The 18,519-nt window shown below is 41.4% G+C and carries 13 protein-coding genes; 9 read left to right on the top strand and 4 right to left on the bottom strand.

The window, feature by feature from the left end:
- Positions 1–292: 292 nt before the first annotated feature.
- From VB836_RS06000 to bchL, 3 genes are all read right to left on the bottom strand, one after another.
- Positions 293–1,690 carry a ferredoxin:protochlorophyllide reductase (ATP-dependent) subunit N gene (locus tag VB836_RS06000; protein WP_046279632.1) on the bottom strand — a complete coding sequence of 466 codons (1,398 nt, stop codon included), beginning with the start codon at positions 1,688–1,690 and terminating at the stop codon, positions 293–295.
- 352 nt (positions 1,691–2,042) lie between these two features.
- Positions 2,043–3,329, bottom strand: a complete 1,287-nt coding sequence (locus VB836_RS05995) for a DUF5331 domain-containing protein (protein WP_323218472.1) — start codon at positions 3,327–3,329, stop codon at positions 2,043–2,045.
- Between the two features lie 34 nt (positions 3,330–3,363).
- Entirely contained in the window at positions 3,364–4,230 is an 867-nt protein-coding gene (bchL, locus tag VB836_RS05990) for a ferredoxin:protochlorophyllide reductase (ATP-dependent) iron-sulfur ATP-binding protein (protein WP_046279630.1), read from the bottom strand.
- 1,235 nt (positions 4,231–5,465) lie between these two features.
- Between bchL and VB836_RS05985 the strand changes: the two genes are divergently transcribed.
- From VB836_RS05985 to VB836_RS05965, 5 genes are all read left to right on the top strand, one after another.
- A complete protein-coding gene (locus tag VB836_RS05985; RefSeq protein ID WP_323218471.1) occupies positions 5,466–6,467 on the top strand; it encodes a mechanosensitive ion channel family protein in 1,002 nt (333 codons plus the stop codon).
- 219 nt (positions 6,468–6,686) lie between these two features.
- Positions 6,687–7,688 (top strand): L-histidine N(alpha)-methyltransferase, encoded by a 1,002-nt coding sequence (gene egtD / locus VB836_RS05980; protein ID WP_323218470.1) that lies wholly within the window; start codon positions 6,687–6,689, stop codon positions 7,686–7,688.
- Between the two features lie 53 nt (positions 7,689–7,741).
- Entirely contained in the window at positions 7,742–9,286 is a 1,545-nt protein-coding gene (locus VB836_RS05975) for a radical SAM protein (protein ID WP_323218469.1), read from the top strand.
- Positions 9,287–9,389: 103 nt separating this feature from the next.
- Positions 9,390–10,976 (top strand): mechanosensitive ion channel family protein, encoded by a 1,587-nt coding sequence (locus tag VB836_RS05970; RefSeq protein ID WP_323218468.1) that lies wholly within the window; start codon positions 9,390–9,392, stop codon positions 10,974–10,976.
- A gap of 280 nt (positions 10,977–11,256) precedes the next feature.
- Positions 11,257–12,822 (top strand): radical SAM protein, encoded by a 1,566-nt coding sequence (locus VB836_RS05965; protein ID WP_323218467.1) that lies wholly within the window; start codon positions 11,257–11,259, stop codon positions 12,820–12,822.
- A gap of 7 nt (positions 12,823–12,829) precedes the next feature.
- On the opposite strand, the gene VB836_RS05960 is transcribed toward VB836_RS05965, so the two are convergent.
- On the bottom strand, positions 12,830–13,792 hold the full coding sequence (locus VB836_RS05960) for a helix-turn-helix domain-containing protein (protein WP_323218466.1): 963 nt from the start codon (positions 13,790–13,792) through the stop codon (positions 12,830–12,832).
- Between the two features lie 211 nt (positions 13,793–14,003).
- On the opposite strand from VB836_RS05960, the gene VB836_RS05955 reads away from it, so the two are divergent.
- The 4 genes from VB836_RS05955 (at position 14,004) to VB836_RS05940 (ending at position 18,488) form a co-directional block, all read left to right on the top strand.
- Entirely contained in the window at positions 14,004–15,191 is a 1,188-nt protein-coding gene (locus VB836_RS05955; protein ID WP_323218465.1) for a methyltransferase domain-containing protein, read from the top strand.
- A 260-nt stretch (positions 15,192–15,451) separates the two neighbouring features.
- Positions 15,452–16,807 (top strand): hypothetical protein, encoded by a 1,356-nt coding sequence (locus VB836_RS05950; protein ID WP_323218464.1) that lies wholly within the window; start codon positions 15,452–15,454, stop codon positions 16,805–16,807.
- Positions 16,808–16,881: 74 nt separating this feature from the next.
- Positions 16,882–17,421: a hypothetical protein gene (locus tag VB836_RS05945; protein WP_323218463.1), complete on the top strand. Its 540-nt coding sequence runs from the start codon at positions 16,882–16,884 to the stop codon at positions 17,419–17,421.
- Between the two features lie 38 nt (positions 17,422–17,459).
- A complete protein-coding gene (locus tag VB836_RS05940; RefSeq protein ID WP_323218462.1) occupies positions 17,460–18,488 on the top strand; it encodes a substrate-binding domain-containing protein in 1,029 nt (342 codons plus the stop codon).
- Positions 18,489–18,519 lie beyond the last annotated feature (31 nt).

The raw sequence follows: 18,519 nt of genomic DNA, 5'->3' as shown, positions 1-18,519 counted from the left end.
ACTGATTTATTATACAGCACTTTAAGTTGACTGGAAACTCCAATTCGGTTAACAACCCGTTTAATTTATCCTTGTTTCTGTACATTAATAGTAAAAACGCTCAATAATTGTTATGAATTCCTAAATTTATCCCCGTCTAAAAATTTAGTTTAATTATCTCAGAAGTACATCCCAAAAACCCGGTTTCTCTGAGAAACCGGGTTTTTAATCTTCCCTAATAAGGAAAGGGCGATCGCATTTGATCGCCCCACCAAGCCTAATTTTGACTCATAGAGACAAACTTTTAAAAACTTTAAATCTGCGCTTCTTCCTTGACTAACTTATCCCAACCCAAATCTTTTAGATTATTATTGCGGCGTAGAGGACGGGTAACTAACTCTAGAATATCCCGCGCATTGGTAAAGCCATGAATTTGAGCAAAGGTAAACTCAACTGACCATTTTGTATTAATTCCTCGCGCTTCTAACGGGTTCGCATGAGCCATTCCCGTAATCACTAAATCCGGTTTAATTTCATGGATGCGTTGAAGCTGGTTGTAATTATCCGGTTTTTCAATAATTCTCGGAACAGCAACCCCCATTTCATGGCAAGTTGTTTCTAACAGATCCAACTCTGCTTTTTGATAGCGTTTATCCATGTAAGGAATGCCAATTTCCGGACAAGTCATTCCACAGCGAATCAGGAAACGCGCCAGAGAAATTTCGAGTAAATTATCTCCCATGAAGAACACAGACTTACCGCGAATAAGCTGAATATAATCTTCGAGATTTTGCCAAATTTGCGCTTCCCGTTCATCTAAACCTTGAGGTTCAATTCCGAATACAGAGCAAATTTTTTCAATCCAAGCGCGAGTTCCATCTGGGCCAATCGGGAACGGAGCGCCTATTAATTTACACTTGCGACGCCGCATTAACGTTGTCGCGGTGCGAGACAGAAAAGGATTAACACCACTAACATAATATCCTTCTTCTAAAACGGGAAGTTCAGTATAACGTTTAGCGGGAAGCCAACCGGATACTTTAATTCCTTGTTTTTTCAATTCTAGGGTTAGGTTTGTAACAACTGGATCAGGGAGAGAACCAAATAAAACTAAAGGCGGATGATCAACATATTCCGACTCAGTTTGAGCAGTTTCCTCTTTTTTCTGACCAAAATTGAGCAGTTTTTGAATGGCGTTGCGTTCATTTTTTTCAGATTCGATCACTTTATTAGGACAACGAGCCGCCATCGCTGCGAGTACCGTATCTTCTCCTTGAGTAAAGGCATAATCTAAGCCATTTGCGCGAGCCACAACAATCGGAATACCGATTTCTGCTTCTAATTTAGGGGCTAACCCTTCCAAATCCATTTTAATAATTTCAGTGGTACAAGTCCCGATCCAAACAATCACACTCGGGTTGCGATCGCGTTTAATTTGTAAGCATAATCGCTTCAATTCTTCATAGTCATTCAGTTGAGCGGAAATATCCCCTTCTTCTAATTCTGCCATTGCATAACGAGGTTCTGCAAAAATCATTACTCCCATCGCATTTTGCAGAAAATAACCGCAGGTTTTCGTACCAATAACTAAGAAGAAACTATCTTCTATTTTTTGATACAACCACGCCACACAACTAATCGGACAAAAGGTGTGATAATTTCCGGTTTCACATTCAAAGGTTAAAGCTTCAGGTTCTTGAGCAACAGTCATCAATTTATCCTCTTAATTTTTAACGATTTTGCAGAAATCTTTTGTCAGTCTAAAAGTCAGATATTCAACGATTCATGTATAGCGCTACTTGAATCGGGAACAGGGAACGGGGAACAGGGAACAGCAGACTATGAAAGGGTTTCAGAATCTAAAAATGTCCTAACCAATTTGCGTAGTGCTATAGCACTTAATCGTTTGTCTAACTCGGTTAACTCAGGATAATTTTGCAAAAACCCTCCCCTGATTTTGAATGACAAACTCGATCCAAAATCTCCAATTCTAATTTCAATCTCTTTTGGGTTTCTGCTAGAGACACGCCATCATAGCGCATCTCTACATCTAGACGTTGGGATTATTTAAAATCCGATAAAGCAATATCATCATCTTCATCCGACTCCGTGAGTCCTTCTAGATCGAGATCATCAAAATCCCCATCACCCGAAGTCACTTCTCCCAACTCATCGAGACTGAGATCATCTAAATCATCGGAGTCTGACAAACTTCCAAACTCATCATCTCCGAGATCATCAAGTCCCAAATCATCCATGTCATCAGAAGAAAAATCACCCTCGTCTAAATCGTTATCCGATCCGAAATCCCCGAGATCTAGATCTCCTATATCGTCTGAGGTATCGATCTGAATATTCTCCTCTCCAAAATCATCGAGTCCCAGATCCCCCATCTCCGACTCCGAGTCTAGGGAGACTTCTTCTTCTAAACCCAGTCCATTATCAGTCCCCAAATCCAACCCAAAATCGTCCTCAGAACCTAATTCGGTATCGGAGTCGAGATCCATGTCCATCTCCATACCGAGATCTTCATCAGACTCTAGACTGACATCCATCTCGTCATCTAAGCCGAGTCCTTCATCAGTCTCCATGTCTAACCCGAAATCGTCATCCGTTGCATTATCTGTATCGGAGTCGAGATCCATGTCCATCTCCATACCGAGATCTTCGTCAGACTCGAGATCTTCATCCATCTCGTCATCTAAGCCGAGATCTTCATCACTCCCCATATCTAGGTTGATCTCTTCATCGTCTCCCATATCAAAATCGAGAGGTTCATCAGAGTCGAATTCGGTATCCATATCCATGTCGGAGACAGCTTCTGTGTCATTCCAAGCATCAGCGATCGCCATTCCAGCGCCGATTGCTGCGGCTGTACCTACGGCTGCGACAGCCATTCCCCCGAGATTCGATGGGGACTTTTCCGGAGGGGGAGAAACAATTTCTGGGGCGGTTTGAGAATCAGTTGGAACTTGGACTTCCGGTGGCGGATAATATCCGGGAGCTGATTGTACGGGAGGTTGTTGATAACTTGGTGCCGCTTGTACGGGTGTTTGTCCGGCTGGGGGTGGGGAACCCAAAGCGATATCGGGATCGAAATTTAACCCCAAAACTTCGACTAACTTCTCCGGATCAGGGTTGAGTGTTGAAAAGGGGAGCATCAACTGTGATGCTTCTGGATCAAGCGCGTTGATTACTCCTAAGATGAGGCTAGAGGGAGGTCTTCGACCACCATCTGGAGTTTTCACTGAACTGAGTTGCATTTGCAACAGTAGCCAATCCCGATTGGCTTGGTAATAATGTAACCATTTATCTCGGAGATTAGCAGTAAAGTCTTTGAAGAAAGCCATAACCTCTATTCCTCATCCTGAGCCGCTAGACATATTAAACCATCATAAGGTCTAGCTCCAATTCCTTATTTTGCACAGGGGGTTGACTCGGATTCAGGTAAAAATCAGAAAGTAAAGAAAATAATTCGCGATCCGGAGTATCTTGGGGAACAACGCCCTCGGGTTGAGAGAGAATTTGATCGGCGATATTCAGGTAATAATCGCAAACATAGTTCAGAGAAGGATCGGTTTCTGCCATTTCAAATAGGGTTTTTCCCTTAACGCGAGAAACGCGAATATCTTCAATGAGCGGCAGTATTTCTAATACAGGCATCGGAACCGAGTCAATATACTTGTCAATCAGATCTCGTTTGGAGGTACGGTTGCCAATCAGTCCAGCTAGACGCAGAGGGTGAGTCCGTGCTTTTTCTCGTACCGAAGCGGCGATCCGGTTGGCTGCAAATAAGGCATCAAAGCCGTTATCTGTAACAATCATACAATAATCTGAATAGTTCAAGGGTGCCGCAAAACCGCCACAAACCACGTCACCGAGAACATCAAACAGAATTACATCGTATTCGTCAAAGGCGTTGAGTTCTTTCAGCAGTTTAACGGTTTCACCAACAACATAACCGCCACAGCCTGCACCTGCGGGTGGGCCACCTGCTTCTACGCAGTCCACACCCCCATAACCTTTGTAAATCACATCTTCTGGCCAGACGTCTTCATAATGATAGTCCTTTTCTTGCAGGGTATCAATAATGGTCGGAATCAGAAAACCTGTGAGGGTGAAGGTGCTGTCGTGTTTGGGATCACAGCCAATTTGCAACACTTTCTTACCCCGTTTGGCAAGCGCAACAGAAATATTACAGCTTGTTGTTGATTTTCCAATTCCACCTTTACCGTAAACTGACAGTTTCACGCGGGTTCTCCTTCAAAGAGTGTTTATCAAATTCGTTCAAACGGATATCGCATTTCTGAGAACTGGACGTTTGATTAAGTTCTTTTCTCGATTGCTCTCATTATTGTCTAACTCTTGCACAAAAGAAAGCCGTTCAAATGCTCAATAGGAGTCTAAATCGATGCTATCGCTTTCCTGAAATTTATAAATGCTTTCTATGCCTTCAAATCGACTGTAGTCGCTTTATATTTAATTTTTAATTATTTTGCTATATTTTTTTTATAAAAAGAGTTACAATAAACAAAAAAAGGCAAAATAGTCAGAATCAGTAGAGTCTGTAATCGCAACTGAAGGCGATCGCAGTTTGTCAAAGTCCTGAAAAATCTGGTTTTGAGCGTCTAAACCCCAGAAAAATCACATCATCTCAGGGATTTGTTAACTTTAATGAATTTTATACTTGCTTGATTCAAAACCTTGTTGGACTGCTGCGCCTACCTCGGTGCTTTGCGCCAACCTGATGCGATCGCTTCTGACTCCGTACAAAACCACCTTTCTCCCCTTGCTGGATCGATAACTGTTGATTGGTAAGCTTCCATCCCGGGAAGGTGGTGAAGTACCCAACACCAACGATGCACGCTTATGGTGTGGGCTTCCTGTTTCGTGGATCAGCCTCGGGGACTGAAAAAAGTAACAAAAACTCAATGTAAACCCAAGCTTTAATAAGATTTTCGTCGATTTTTGCTGAAGTTTAAGCGATTTTTCCATCTAAAGGCGGATGAAAAACTTGGAATTTTGGTATCAGCGTTTTTCTGAAATTGCCTTATGATTATGTAGCGTTAAATACATAGAGCCGTTTTCTAGGCTGCTCGCTTACTGGCACATCAGCGTGAGCCTTCCTCACCCGGAGCAGTATAGCACTACGCAAATTGGTTAGGACATTTTTAGATTCTGAAACCCTTTCATAGTCTGCTGTTCCCTGTTCCCCGTTCCCTGTTCCCGATTCAAGTAGCGCTATATCCAATATATTTGTCGCCAAGCAGATCTACTTAGTGGAACTCCAGCAAAATCAGTCTATTAGTTAGACATAGACATAACAAATCAACATTTCATTCTTTTTTATTCACCCAACTATGGAAGCTCTTTGGAATTCGCTATCAAATATCAATATCAACTATTCCGGCATACCCATCGGTAAAATAGTTACAGTTATCATTATCTTGACGCTGACACAGACCTTAAGGCGGTTCTTGATTTCAGTGGTCATTAAAACGATCGAACGCTTTACAAGTAAAACGGAAACGACACTTGATGATGAGTTAATTGCGATTATCAAACCCGCTTTAAGTTGGTTAATTCTGATTGCTGGCTTTTGGATTGTTAAGGAAATTTTGGCGGCGGAAATAGGCCCAAATCTGATCCAAACCATTAATAGAACCCTCAACCTGATTGTTGTTTTTATTGTGGCTTACGTTGTCTACCGAGCCTCTTCTATCTTCGGTCAAATTATTGCTAATGTTGCCCTACATACCGAAACCGAGCTAGACGAGTTGCTCCGACCTTTAATGCCGAAGATTTTTCAATCCACAGCAATTATTGTGATTGCAATTAAGGCGAGCGAAATCTTTTTAGGACAGTCGGCGGCGGCGTTGGTGGGTTTACTCGGAGGTGCAGGTATTACTTTGGGTTTGCTGCTCAAAGATATTGTATATGACTGGTTTTGTACGGTTATTGTCTACTCGGATAACCTTTATCGGGAAGGGGATTGGGTAGGGATAGTTGGGGTTCCCGGTTTTGTGCAGATTATGAAAATTGGATTTAGAACGACGACGCTTCATGTTTATCAGTGGGGTTCTATCCTGAAAATGCCCAACTCTAAAATGATTGGGGGAATTGTAGAAAACTGGTCACAAAATCCGGGCAGTGAGTTGAAATGGGGGATAAATTTACAGCTAAAAATTGACGGGATTTCATCGAAGAAAACCGCAAGAATCTGCGACACTATAAAAGAGGCTACCCAGTCAATCGAGGGATTGTCAAAAGAAGTAATCGTTCGGTTTAGCAATATTGAAAATAATGCTAGGGTGATTAAAATCGTCGTCTTTGTTAACAATGAAAATCTCTACTTTGATGTGGAGAAAAACTTGAACTTAGCTATCCTGGAAATCCTGGAAAACGAGGGAATCGATTTTCTCTATGTGGATTTGCGAACCGAACCGGAAAAGTTCAAACAACAAAGCGAGAAAGCTGCCAACAATTAATTAAGTTGTCTTAATTTTCTGAATCAACCGGCGCGGCCCGATCTCAGAGAAGTTGCGATCGCCATGAAGTCCAACTTCAAAATTTTTCTGCTAAATTTTTCTGGGATTATTACCGCGCTAGTTTTGGGGAAATGTGAATTTTTTTGAAACCGTATTGACGCAAAAATTCTAGCAGGAAATAATGTGGATGTACCTAAAATTTGAAGAACAAAAAGGGGCATGAAATTCACAACTTATCTGCACAGTCTTGAAGACTCTAATCCATCGATAATCCGGCAGGGTGAAGATGTTATCCAAGGATTATCAAAAGAGTTTAAGAGTTTGCCCGCAAAATATTTTTACGACGATCACGGCTCAGAATTATTTGAACAGATTTGTGAGTTACCAGAATATTATCCTACTCGAACAGAAGCCTGGATTTTGCAGCAATATGCAAATGAAATTGCTCAGATTACGGGGAATTGTGAACTGGTAGAATTGGGAAGCGGCAGTTCTACAAAGACGCTTTTTCTGCTAGAGGCTTACCAAAAAATTACAGATCGCTGCAAATATATTCCGATTGATGTTAGCGGGGGGATTCTCAAATCTACCGTTGTCAAGCTCCAAGAAAAATATCCAACTTTATCAATTGAGGGATTAATTGGAACCTACGAGCAAGCCTTGGCCAAGTTGGAATCAACCCCAGTCGCATCGCGCATGATTTTTTTCTTGGGAAGTTCTCTCGGCAACTTTAATCCCGAAGAATGCGAGGTTTTCTTAAGTCAAATTTCCCGAACTTTACAACCAGGAGATTACTTTCTTTTGGGAGTTGACTTACAAAAACCAAAAGAGATATTAGAGCCGGCTTATAACGACAGTCGGGGAGTCACGGCAGCTTTTAATTTGAATATCCTTTCTCATTTGAACTGGCGTTTTCAAGGCAATTTTGATTTGAATCTGTTCGCCCATCAAGCCATTTACAATCAAGCGGATGCTGAAATCGAAATGTATTTGCGCTGTCAAAAGAGTCACTGGGTATCCCTAGAAATCCTAGATTTAAACGTTTTCTTTCCCGAGGGAGAATCGATTCTCACTGAAATTTCTCGCAAGTTTGATTTGGAAAGCTTGCAAAAACAACTCCAGGAGCAGAGCCTGAAAACGGTAAAAATTTGGACAGATCCCAAACGGTGGTTTGGGTTGATTCTCTGTCAAACTTCAAACATTCATGTCGATCCTGCTTAACTTTCTCAACAAGACTTAAGATTGTTCAAAGTATAAATTTACGGGGGATTGTTATGACGTTCACATCTGAGAAAGTCTCAACGATTGGATTGGTTGAAGTTCCTGCCCTTGGATTATATGACGAAGAGGGCAATAATTGGACCGCTTTGTACAGAAAAAACACCCTACTCAGCAAGCAAGTTTTGATGGCCGATTTGCAAGCGGGGGGTTTTGATGCACAATTGGTTAATCTCAAAGATGGCGATTGTCGAGAACCCTTCGGAGAAGTAACTTGGAAAGGCATGAATCTCACCAAAGCTTATGTTGGGCGACGGATTTTTGATGTCGATCCAGAAGCTTACGATGCTTGGGGAATAACTGTTAACTACACCCAAGAACGGGAAGTTACTTGTTTGGCGATCGCACATTTAGCCAGCAAAGGAAAACCCGTTGTTGTGGGCGGTTCCGATGGGATCGCCGAGCCGGACCATTATTTAAAAGCGGGTGCAGCAGCAGTTGTAATGGATAAATCCGGCGCAGCCAATCGGCCTATTTTTGACTCTGTATTAGGAAAAACGCCCCGAGAAAATTTGACAGGTGTGATTTTCGCTGATGGTGGTTATTATCCCAACCGCACTAAAGCGATGAGTCCCGATGAATGGGCGCTACCGTCGGTGGAAGTGGCGAAACAATGTTTGGGTCAAGAATACTCCGAAGAACCTTTTATTAAAGAATTAGTACCCATTGGTTCGGTATTTCCTGATATTGGATGCGATCGCAAATGTGACTTTTGCCAAACCCCAACCTATGGGACGGGTTTTCGTCGAATGTCGCCGGAAACAACCCTAAAATGGGTTGCTCGTCAGAAAGAAGCCGGCGCTAAATGTACGGTTATGGGTTCGGATCAATTTCTCGGTCGGGTTTTGTTTCCGGGGGGACGAGAAGAAGTTCTCGAAATTACCCAAGGCGCGAGAGAAATGGAAATGCCGCTTTTGTGGCCCAATGGTTTGGAACTGAGAAAAGCAACTTTGGGACGAGGACGCAACTACGATCATACTGACCTGACGCCCGATGAGGAATTAATCGAGGCGCTTTGGGGATGGGATGGCAAAGCGGGGGGTTTTCTGGGTTATATTCCCGCCGAACGTCCGGTTTTTGGTCGAGAATCTTACGCCAAACTTCTTCCTTGGCAACAGCATTGTGAGATGATGCGGGCGATCGTTCGAGTCGGTCTTCCGGTTATTGTTTATGGTTTAATTATTGGCTTACCCGATGATAATCACGACAGTTTACTTCGTCTTGAAGAAGCAATTTTAGAACTCCATCAACAACTCCGAGAAATTAATCCAAACCTGGAATTTCAAGTGGCTTCCTATTCGATTTCTCCGATACCGGGAACGCCCCAGGGGGAAACGATTCGGAAATCGGGTTTGGTGCGCTTTGACGATCCCTCGATTATTGGCGGGTTGTGGACTCCGAGTTGCGACACGCACCACCTCAGTTATGAAGATATTTCCGAGTGGCAATTTCGGCTCACAAAAATTGGCAAAGCCGAATCTAAATTGATCAACTATCACGGGGGATTAACTAAGATGGCCGCCGCCAGTCAATCGAGATAATTCTTAGGTTTTGGTATGTTTCCCCATTCAACGAAAAACAGGAATGGGGAAAATGCAGAAGTTCATCGATCAATCCGATTGATTTGAATAATTAACTGAAACTATGAACAACCTCTTAATTATCTTGGCTGAAGTCGGCTTAGTTATTGTAATTTTTTTGTTTATCGCTTGGCTGATTGCCAATTTATTAAAGATCCTGGCTAAATTCTCAATCCTGAATTTTGAGAATAACCGCATCAGGATTTTGCGTCGTAACCTGATAGGATTGGTGTTGCTTGTTGGCTTTTTGCTGTGTATTTTTCTGGTGGCTGGCAATGTTTTCTTGATCTATCGGGGCGAAGATCTGCAACAATATACCCTGGATCTGATTCGCCGTATTCCGTCAGGATTTTGGGTAACGTTGGGAATCGGAATCGCCAAATGTGTGGGCATCATTATTGTAGCAGCACTGGGCTTGAAAGTTATTCAATATTGCCAGAAGATCGCCAGCACTCGCGCCAAGAATATAGACAAAAGCACCGCCGATGATGAAAGTATTGATGCTTTTTTTAATGCGCTTTATCAAAGAATCAAAGGCGGGACTTGGATTTGGGTAATTATTAACTGTAGTCAGTTTCTTAAACTCCCGGTAATTGTTTCAGAATATCTCTATATCGGACTCAGAATTTATTTGATTATTGGGGTGGGATTGCTCATCCTGAAAGCCATTGCAGCAATTGTTGATACTCTCGATGCTCTTAGCGTTAGATATTCGAGTCCTGATAACTTATTAAGATTTTATGATCGCCTACAACATTTGATCCCGTTTTTAAAGCGGTGTCTGGAGTTTGTTCTCTACGTTTGTATGGCAACATTGGTCACTCAACAGATTGAGTCCATTGCCAAAATGTCCGATTTTGGTCTGCGAATCATCAAAATCATTGCCATGATATTCTTAAGTCAGGTTATTTTTGAAGTTATTTATTTAGTTGTTGAAGAAATAGTATTTAAAGAACAAAATTTGACGGACATCCAAAGAAGCAGACGCTTAACTTTGATTCCGTTGTTTCGCAGTTTATTGCAATACTTAATTTATTTCACCGTCGGGATTTCCATCCTTTATACTCTCGACATTAATCCAGCTCCCATACTAGCTGGTGCCGGTATTGTTGGTATAGCGGTGGGTTTAGGCGCACAAGCACTAATTAACGATATAGTTAGCGGCTTTTTTATTCTGTTTGAAAACTACTATTTAGTGGGTGACTATGTTGAAGCAGGAAAAGCTGAAGAGAAAGTAGTAGAGGGTGTTGTAGAAGCGATCGAACTGAGAACCACCCGCATCCGACATCCCAATGGTCAATTACAGATTATTCGCAATGGCGAGATGGGATCAATTACCAATTACTCCAAAGAGTACATTTTTGCACTGGTAGAAGTGGTTGTACCTTACGATGCTAATTTGGGTCATGTCTATCAAATTATTGAGAAGATCGGACAACATTTAAAAGCCAACTATTTGGATGTCCTCGAACCGACCCAAGTTGATGGCATAGAAACTTTAGGTGAGTCGAACTTGATGCTGCGAACCTTGACAAAAGTTAAGCCCGGAAAGCATCTTCAGATTCAACGTATTCTGCGAAAGATGTTTATAAAAGTATTGCTGCAAAAAGGAATTCTAGTTCCGGCTTCTAGGGAAAGTAGCGAAGATTAATTTGCCATATCAGTTGATTAATTAGCAAAAGGGGACGATAGCGTTTTAGCATACGAAGAAAGGAAAAGCAGATAAAGAGGGTAACTAACCCTGGTTTAGCATTATCATTTTGCAAGGAAAATATTAAAAAAATATGAAACTTTTTCATCTTACATATTTCTTCACCTATCCTTTGAATTTATAGAAAGTTGGTTATCCGATTTATCTTTCCGCCCCAAAGATTGGGAGTGTGGCTCCTTAAAAAGTTTTAACTGTAATCTACAATTACCTACCCTGAACTATGGAAACGAAAAAATCTCCCACAATTGGATTAGTTGAAGTTCCAGCAACAGGACTATTCGATTCTGAAGGCAAAAATTGGACTTCTTTGTACAGAAATCGTTCTTTAATTAGCAAGCAAGTTTTGATACCTGACTTGCAAGCAGGGGGATTTGATGCACAATTGGTCAACCTCAGAGATGGTGATTATAGTGAAGAATTTGGGCAAGTTTTCTGGAAAGGGATGACTCTACGGAAAACTTATGTAGGAGGTAGCATTTCGGCTCTCGATCCTCACGCATTCGATGCTTGGGGAGTTACAATTAATTTCTCCCAAGATCGTCAAGTTAGCTGTATGCTGATTGAGCATCTGGCTAAGGGGGGTCGTCCCGTTGTTGTTGGGGGATCGGATGCTTTCGCTGAACCGCACCACTACTTGAAGGCTGGTGCAGCAGCAGTTGTTCAGGATAAATCAGGGGCAGCAAATTGGGCTATTTTTGACTATGTGTTGGGAAGAACCCCTAGAGAAGAACTCACGGGTGTGATTCTCCCAGATGGTAAACAATATCCCAGGAAGACTAAAGCCAAAACTCCAGATGAGTGGGCACTACCTTCAGTAGAGGTGGCACGAGATTGTTTAGGCACACTTCCCAATGTCCAAGGATTTGTGCCAGTCGGTTCGGTAGTAGCGGATATTGGTTGCGATCGCACCTGTGACTTTTGTATGACACCTACCTACGGCACAGGCTTTCGGCGAATGTCCCCACAAACAGCCCTCAAATGGTTGGAGATCCAGAAAGAAGCGGGGGCTCGATCGATCAATATCGGGTCCGATCAATTCCTCGCCCGTGGACTCTTTCCCGAAGGGCGACAAGAGATCATCGAAATTACCAATGGCGCACGGGAGATGGGAATAACTCTCATGTGGCCTAATGGTTTAGAACTGAGAAAGACAACTCTCGGTGCTGGGCGTAACTACGAAAGCACCGACCTCAGACCTGACGAAGAACTGATTGAAGCACTGTTTGGCTGGGATGGCAAAGTCGGTTGTCCTTTGGCTTATATCCCTGCCGAACGTCCCGTTTTTGGACGAGAAGCCTACAAGAAACTCCTGCCTTGGCAAGAGCATTGTGAGTTGATGAAATCTGTAGTCAGAACTGGTGTACCTGTGATTGGTTATGGCATCATTATCGGGCTACCCGATGATGACCATGAAGACTTGTTACGTCTTGAGGAAGCGATCGCAGATCTCGTGGATGAATTGGTAGAGATTAATCCCAATCTGGAATTTCAGACTTCCTGCTACAGCATTATCCCCTTGCCCGGAACTCCCCAATCCCAAAACTTACGCAAGTTAGGACTGCTACAGTTTGAAGACCCCTGTCTTTGGGGGGTATGGACAACTACTTCAAATACTCATAACCTTAACTACGAGCAGGTTTCCGATTGGCAAATTCGTCTATCTAATATTCGCAGAGCAGCGTCTGAATTTACCAACTATAACGGGGAATATTCAGGGATGGTGAGTACAGCTTCCTCCAACGACTCAGAGATTGCATTGGCGAAATTTCTCAATCAGAGAAATTAATCCAGACTTAGAATTTCAAGTTTGTTCTGATTTGAGACTGTTGTCGCAGCGTTTCTGATGGCAATTCACCGAACATTTGTTGGTAATCTCTGGCAAAATGCCCTGAACTCCAAAATCCCCAGTTATGAGCTACCTGCATCACCATTACTGTCTGAGGGTTAGCATTTTTCAAAGCGCGACGTACTCCATTGAGTCGTTGAATCTTGATATAGGCCATTGGACTCATGCCAAAAATGTCTTGAAATCCATAACATAAGGCGCTACTGCTAGTTTCCAATGCGTCACACAATTGTTTAAGAGTTAAGGGTTTGTCAATGTAGGATTGGGCAATTTCTTCGGCTTTTTTCACGATCGGGTAACGGCGTAAAGTTTTGATTATCGGCTTTTTTTGTCGGATAGCTGCTCCGATCGTATCCATCAGCAACGGCAAGAAATTTTCGACAATGTGGGATTGGGCTGGCGACTCCATTAATAATGATGGTTGATTAATCAACATTTGAGAGACTTGCTGATAATAAGCTCTTAGATGGCGTAATGAAGCGGGATGGAAATGGATTGAATTTTGCTGGAGAAACTTTTGCCCTAAGTCATGGTATCCCATTTGCTCGGCGAGGGACTGGAAAACGGTCAAATCAAGGTTGGCGACGACTAGGTGAGCATCTTTCCCCGTCGTCATATCGTTTTCTCTGGTGGGATCGAACCCAAATAGATCGTGTTTTTTGATCGAGCAACCATGAGCCAGCACTTGTGTCTGATTGCCTTGAAGTGGAAGCGTAAATCCCAGGCGATGAGGATTTTTTACCCCCTTTATTCTCATCGCTTGATTATAGGTAACGTCAGTAAACTTCAGGCTCCCCAAGTCGGCCAAATTAACTCTGCCCACAAACTGACCGGAGGTTAACTGGGTGGCTGTGATCTTCAAGTGTTTGATAGCTTGGGCGCAAACATCAATATCGTCGAACTGGCCCATGACGACAACAGGAGCAGAGTCAGGTTGGCTTTTACAGATCGTAGAGATCGACATACATGATCAGATTATCGACGATAGTTCCCCAAATATACTCTATTTTGTCGATTATGCAGACATGAAAAAGTTGGAATTCTGGAATGTTCCTTTTGCGGAAATAGCATCATACTGTTTTTAATTCGTTGGAAAATTATCGACCTGGGGACGATCAAAAATGAAATTTAACCTGATCGCATCAAAAAAAGAACAAAAATCATTGATTAAATTTAATAAAAGTTTCAAAACTCCCGATCCAATTCCTCAAGCAGGTTTTGAAAAACTTAAGCCTCATGTTCCTAATTTTAGTTTGCGAATGAGTAACTTAACTGCTGCTGTCTTAAGACCTCAAATAAAATTTTTAGAAGACAAGATATTTCAAGGTATACAAAAGTACGATCGGTTAGCAGAAATTCTCAGTTCTGTCAGAAATATTTATATTCCCTCTCCTTTGGAAAAAGTGAAACGTGCGCCTGACAGTTTGCAATTTAATCTTTTGGGATTAACTTCAGAACAGGTAGATCAATTTGTGCAACAAACTAGCGAGAGGGGTGTGGCGATCCAGATTTTTGGCAGAGACGATAATTCTCGTTATTACAAAAACTGGCAATACTCATTTACCGAAATACCCAGCCTAGAAAAAACAGAATCGATTATTTCTTCTGCTTGCGATCTGAGATTGCCATCATCTTTTGATTTCGATGACCTCAATTTAATCGGCTATATTATCAAAGATGTTCTGTATAAAATCTTGAAAAAAGATGATGAGCAAGATTATCGAAATGGATTAACAGATTACTTTGAAAACCTCGAAGAAGTGAGGGGAAAATATGATAATTGGGTATTATTTTACGACCAGGAACATTACGATAACGGCTGGACGGTTTTACTTAACCATATTGGTTACACCCTCAGATCCTATTTAAAGAAAGATGCTTTAATTTTAGATATAGGGTGTGGTACAGGATTATTAGGTCGAGAACTCAATTCTTACGGCTTTAAAAATCTCCAAGGACTGGATATTAGCCAAAAGTCTTTAGACCTATTAAAAGACCAGGGGATATACAATGCTTTGCATCTAGAAGAGTTGGGTAACACTCTTTCTTTTGCAGATAATACGTTTAACGCTTTAGTATCAACTGGCGTTTTTACTCGCAATCAAGTTCCTTTAGAAAGCTTTGAGGAACTGATTCGGATTCTTAAACCAGGTGGTATTTTTGCTGTAGTTCTCAGAGTCGAAGATAATGACTTGTATTACAATCCCATCAAAAACTATTGTGCTATAAAGATGTGGCAAGAAGTTTTCAAGGAAAGAATGAGTGTGTTAAAAAGCTGCAACCACGAGCTACTGATTTTGCGGAAGTAAAGTATTTTGTCGATCAGTTAATCCAGTTAATTATTTAAATTCGCAAAGGAGTAATTTATCTCCCGTTCAAGCTGTAATTGGAACGGGAGATGAATTCGATCAAACTAACAAATCGAAGTAGCTTTCCTACTTCTAATTTGGCACGATCTGGTTGGTGGGATGGAAGAAAATTACTAATTTTATAAATCAAATAAATTTTAATAAATAACTAAACCATTAGCCCTTAAAATAACAAACAATGGTTAATAACACAATCAAAAATGAAAATTGAAGCAATCAAAATAGAAAGTTTAGCTATTCATGAACATCATCTAGACATCATCTATAGTGCAGATAAATTCAAATTTGCCACGAAAGTTTTTTATCACGATCTCTCATTCTCGGCACTGATAGAAAAATATTCTCAACAATTAATCGATCGCATTGCTGCCCATATTGCCTTATTTGAAGGCATGAAACTATGTTCCTTATTTCCCAAATATTACGATATCTCAAACATTGCCTCACATCTGGAAAAACCAGTTTTAGATTTATTTGTCAAAATTTACCAAGGAGTATTTGGGCAACATTGGTATGAAAATAATGTCACAGATTACCAACAGCCAGAAATTATCTATTCCGCAGACTTAGGAAAAAGTCATCCAGAGCAAATTTTTGGAGATAATCAGACAATTCTCACAGGTTGTGGGGGTGGCAAAGATAGTATTGTAGCCATGAAAATTTTGCAAGAAGCGGATATTCCTTTTGCTTCTATGCAATATTCTCATAGTGTTTATGGCAAAGCAGACTTGCAACACAAATTAATTGCTCAAGTAATAGAAAATGTCCAGCCAATTAAAAAGCATAAAATATCAATTTTCGATGATTTTATAGACTTTCCCTTTCTCCAGTTATATTTTCCAGAAAATTCAGGAATCACCATCCCAGAAACCCCAGTTTCTATTTTTGAATCCTTATTTTTGATGTTAGCCGGAGGGTATAATTATTTATGTTTAGCCCACGAAAAAAGCGCCAACACCGGAAATTTAATTTGGGAGGAAATCGGAAAAGAAGTTAACCACCAGTGGGGTAAAAGTCTGGAAGCCGAACAGATTTTAGATCAATTCGTTCGCGAACATTTGCTATCGGATTTTAAATATTTCAGCATTTTACAACCCATTTACGACTTCCGCATCTTTCATAACTTGAGCAAATATTCGGAAGTTATCCCGAAAATTAACTCCTGCAATCTTCAAAAACCTTGGTGCAAAAAATGCCCGAAATGCGCCTATGTTTGGTTGGGATTGACGGCTTTTTTTTCCTCAAATTTGGTCGATGCGGTGTTTAAAACCAATTTGTTTGACGATGAAAATTTGCTCCCGACGTTTCGAGAAATGGTCGGTTTATCGGTACACACTCCCTTTGAATGTATCGGCGAAATTGACGAAAGCCGTTTGCTAATGAAAAAATGTTTAGAAAAAGGGTTATCCGGCAAAACTTTAGAAATGTTTTCCGAAGAAATTTTATCAGATCGTTCTATTGATTGGCAAACTATAGAACAAAAATATAATTCAGTTTACGACAAAGAACACGCCATTCCCTCTTGGGTGTTCGAGCGAATTCGAGAAAATTTATAAACACAGCTTGCTCTTGAAAACCGTTAATTTTCCAGTTCATTCATTGTTCACCTAGCAAAATCCAACTCAAAAACATGATGCTTAACTCCAAAAGCTTGCTCAAAATCTTGGCAATTACAGGAATGGTCGGTTTTGCCTCTATCCTTTATCCTGGCGAGGTTCGGAGTCAAGTTTCGATTGAAAAAGACCATCTATTAATTGCCCAAAATCTGGCGGGAATAGAGCGAGAAATCCCCCTAGAAGAAGTCCCAATTTCAGTGATGACATCCGCAGAAACCGTTTCGGGCGCCCAGTTTAATCTGGCTAGAACGGAACTGAGAGCCGATGGTTCTCTAATCTATAAAATCCGAGGAGAAAACCAACAGGGTTTTGAAGTAGAAGTTCAGGTGACTTCTACCGGAAATATTCTTCAACTTGACGAACAAATCGATTCCAGTGCGGTTCCAGAACCCGTTATAAAAGCGCTGGAAAAATGGATAGAAGACGCGCCGGTTATCAGTACGTGGCGGAGTACCCGTCTGGGAGAATTTGTTTATCAATTTGTTATCGAAGATTTTTGGCTAGAAGTCACCGAAGACGCCAGTAAAGTCACCATTTATCGAAGACTACGCTAATCAAATCCGTTTTAAAACTAACGCATTTACCTCAATCCATGAAAACATTTACCCTCAAGAATTTCCGGCTTTTTTTTGTTAGTTTTCTAACGCTAACAGCGATTTCTTTTCCGACGAGCGTTGCGGCTTTATTGCTTCGCGGAGGGGGTGATTCTTTTGCGGAACCCCTTCTCCAGCGTTATAGCCAAGAATACGAACAGCAAACAGGACAACAGTTTAAATATAGCACTCTGGGCAGTGGGGGTGGCATTCGGTTGTTGGCGAGTCAGACTGTTGACTTTGCGGGTACGAGCTTAATTCCCACTCCGATAGAACGGAATCAAATCGAAGATGGTTTGCTCATGGTGCCAATTGGTGGCGGTTCGTTAAGCATTGTTTACAACCTCAAAAATATCACCCGAGATCTGACAACCGATGTTAAATTATCCCGAGAAAAACTGGTTCAAATTTTTACGGGAGAAGTCAGCAATTGGAAGCAAATTAACCCAAACTTTCCCAATCAAAAAATTGAAGTGATCGTTTGTTCGGGAAGTTGTGCGACGAGCTTTATTCTGACCAAATATCTCAATCAAATTAGCGGCGGAAAGATACCAGGCAGTCGCGAGCCTAATTGGGGATTTAGATTCTTTTCTTCGCAATCTGAAGGCGGCGGAATTGCCGGCGAAGTCCGAAGAATTGATGGTGCCATTGGTTACGTTCCAACCCGTTTGGCTCGGGAGCAGAATCTTTCAATTGCGAACCTAGAAAATGGGGAAGGTCGCTACGTTAAACCGACCTTAGAAGAAACTCAAAAAGCATTATTAAATGTCAAGTTTAATGATGACTTTACCACCGATGATGTCAAGGACCCAAAAGAGGGTTATCCCTTGGTCAGTTTAACCTGGCTGCTGATTTATAAACGCTATGTTAACGAAGATACACTGATAGCGACTAAAAATTTATTGACATGGATTTTGACTGAGGGACAAGAATTAAACGAGCAGTTAGAGTACACCAGAATTCCCGAAGATGTCACGATAGAAATTTTAGAAGCGGTCAATAATGAATTGAGAATGCGTCCGTACTAAGTTGTTTCTGTCGTTTAATTTAATACTTATT

The organism is Limnoraphis robusta BA-68 BA1 (assembly GCF_034932365.1).
Lineage (GTDB): Bacteria > Cyanobacteriota > Cyanobacteriia > Cyanobacteriales > Microcoleaceae > Capilliphycus > Capilliphycus robustus.
This window is presented reverse-complemented; position numbering and strand designations above follow the sequence as displayed.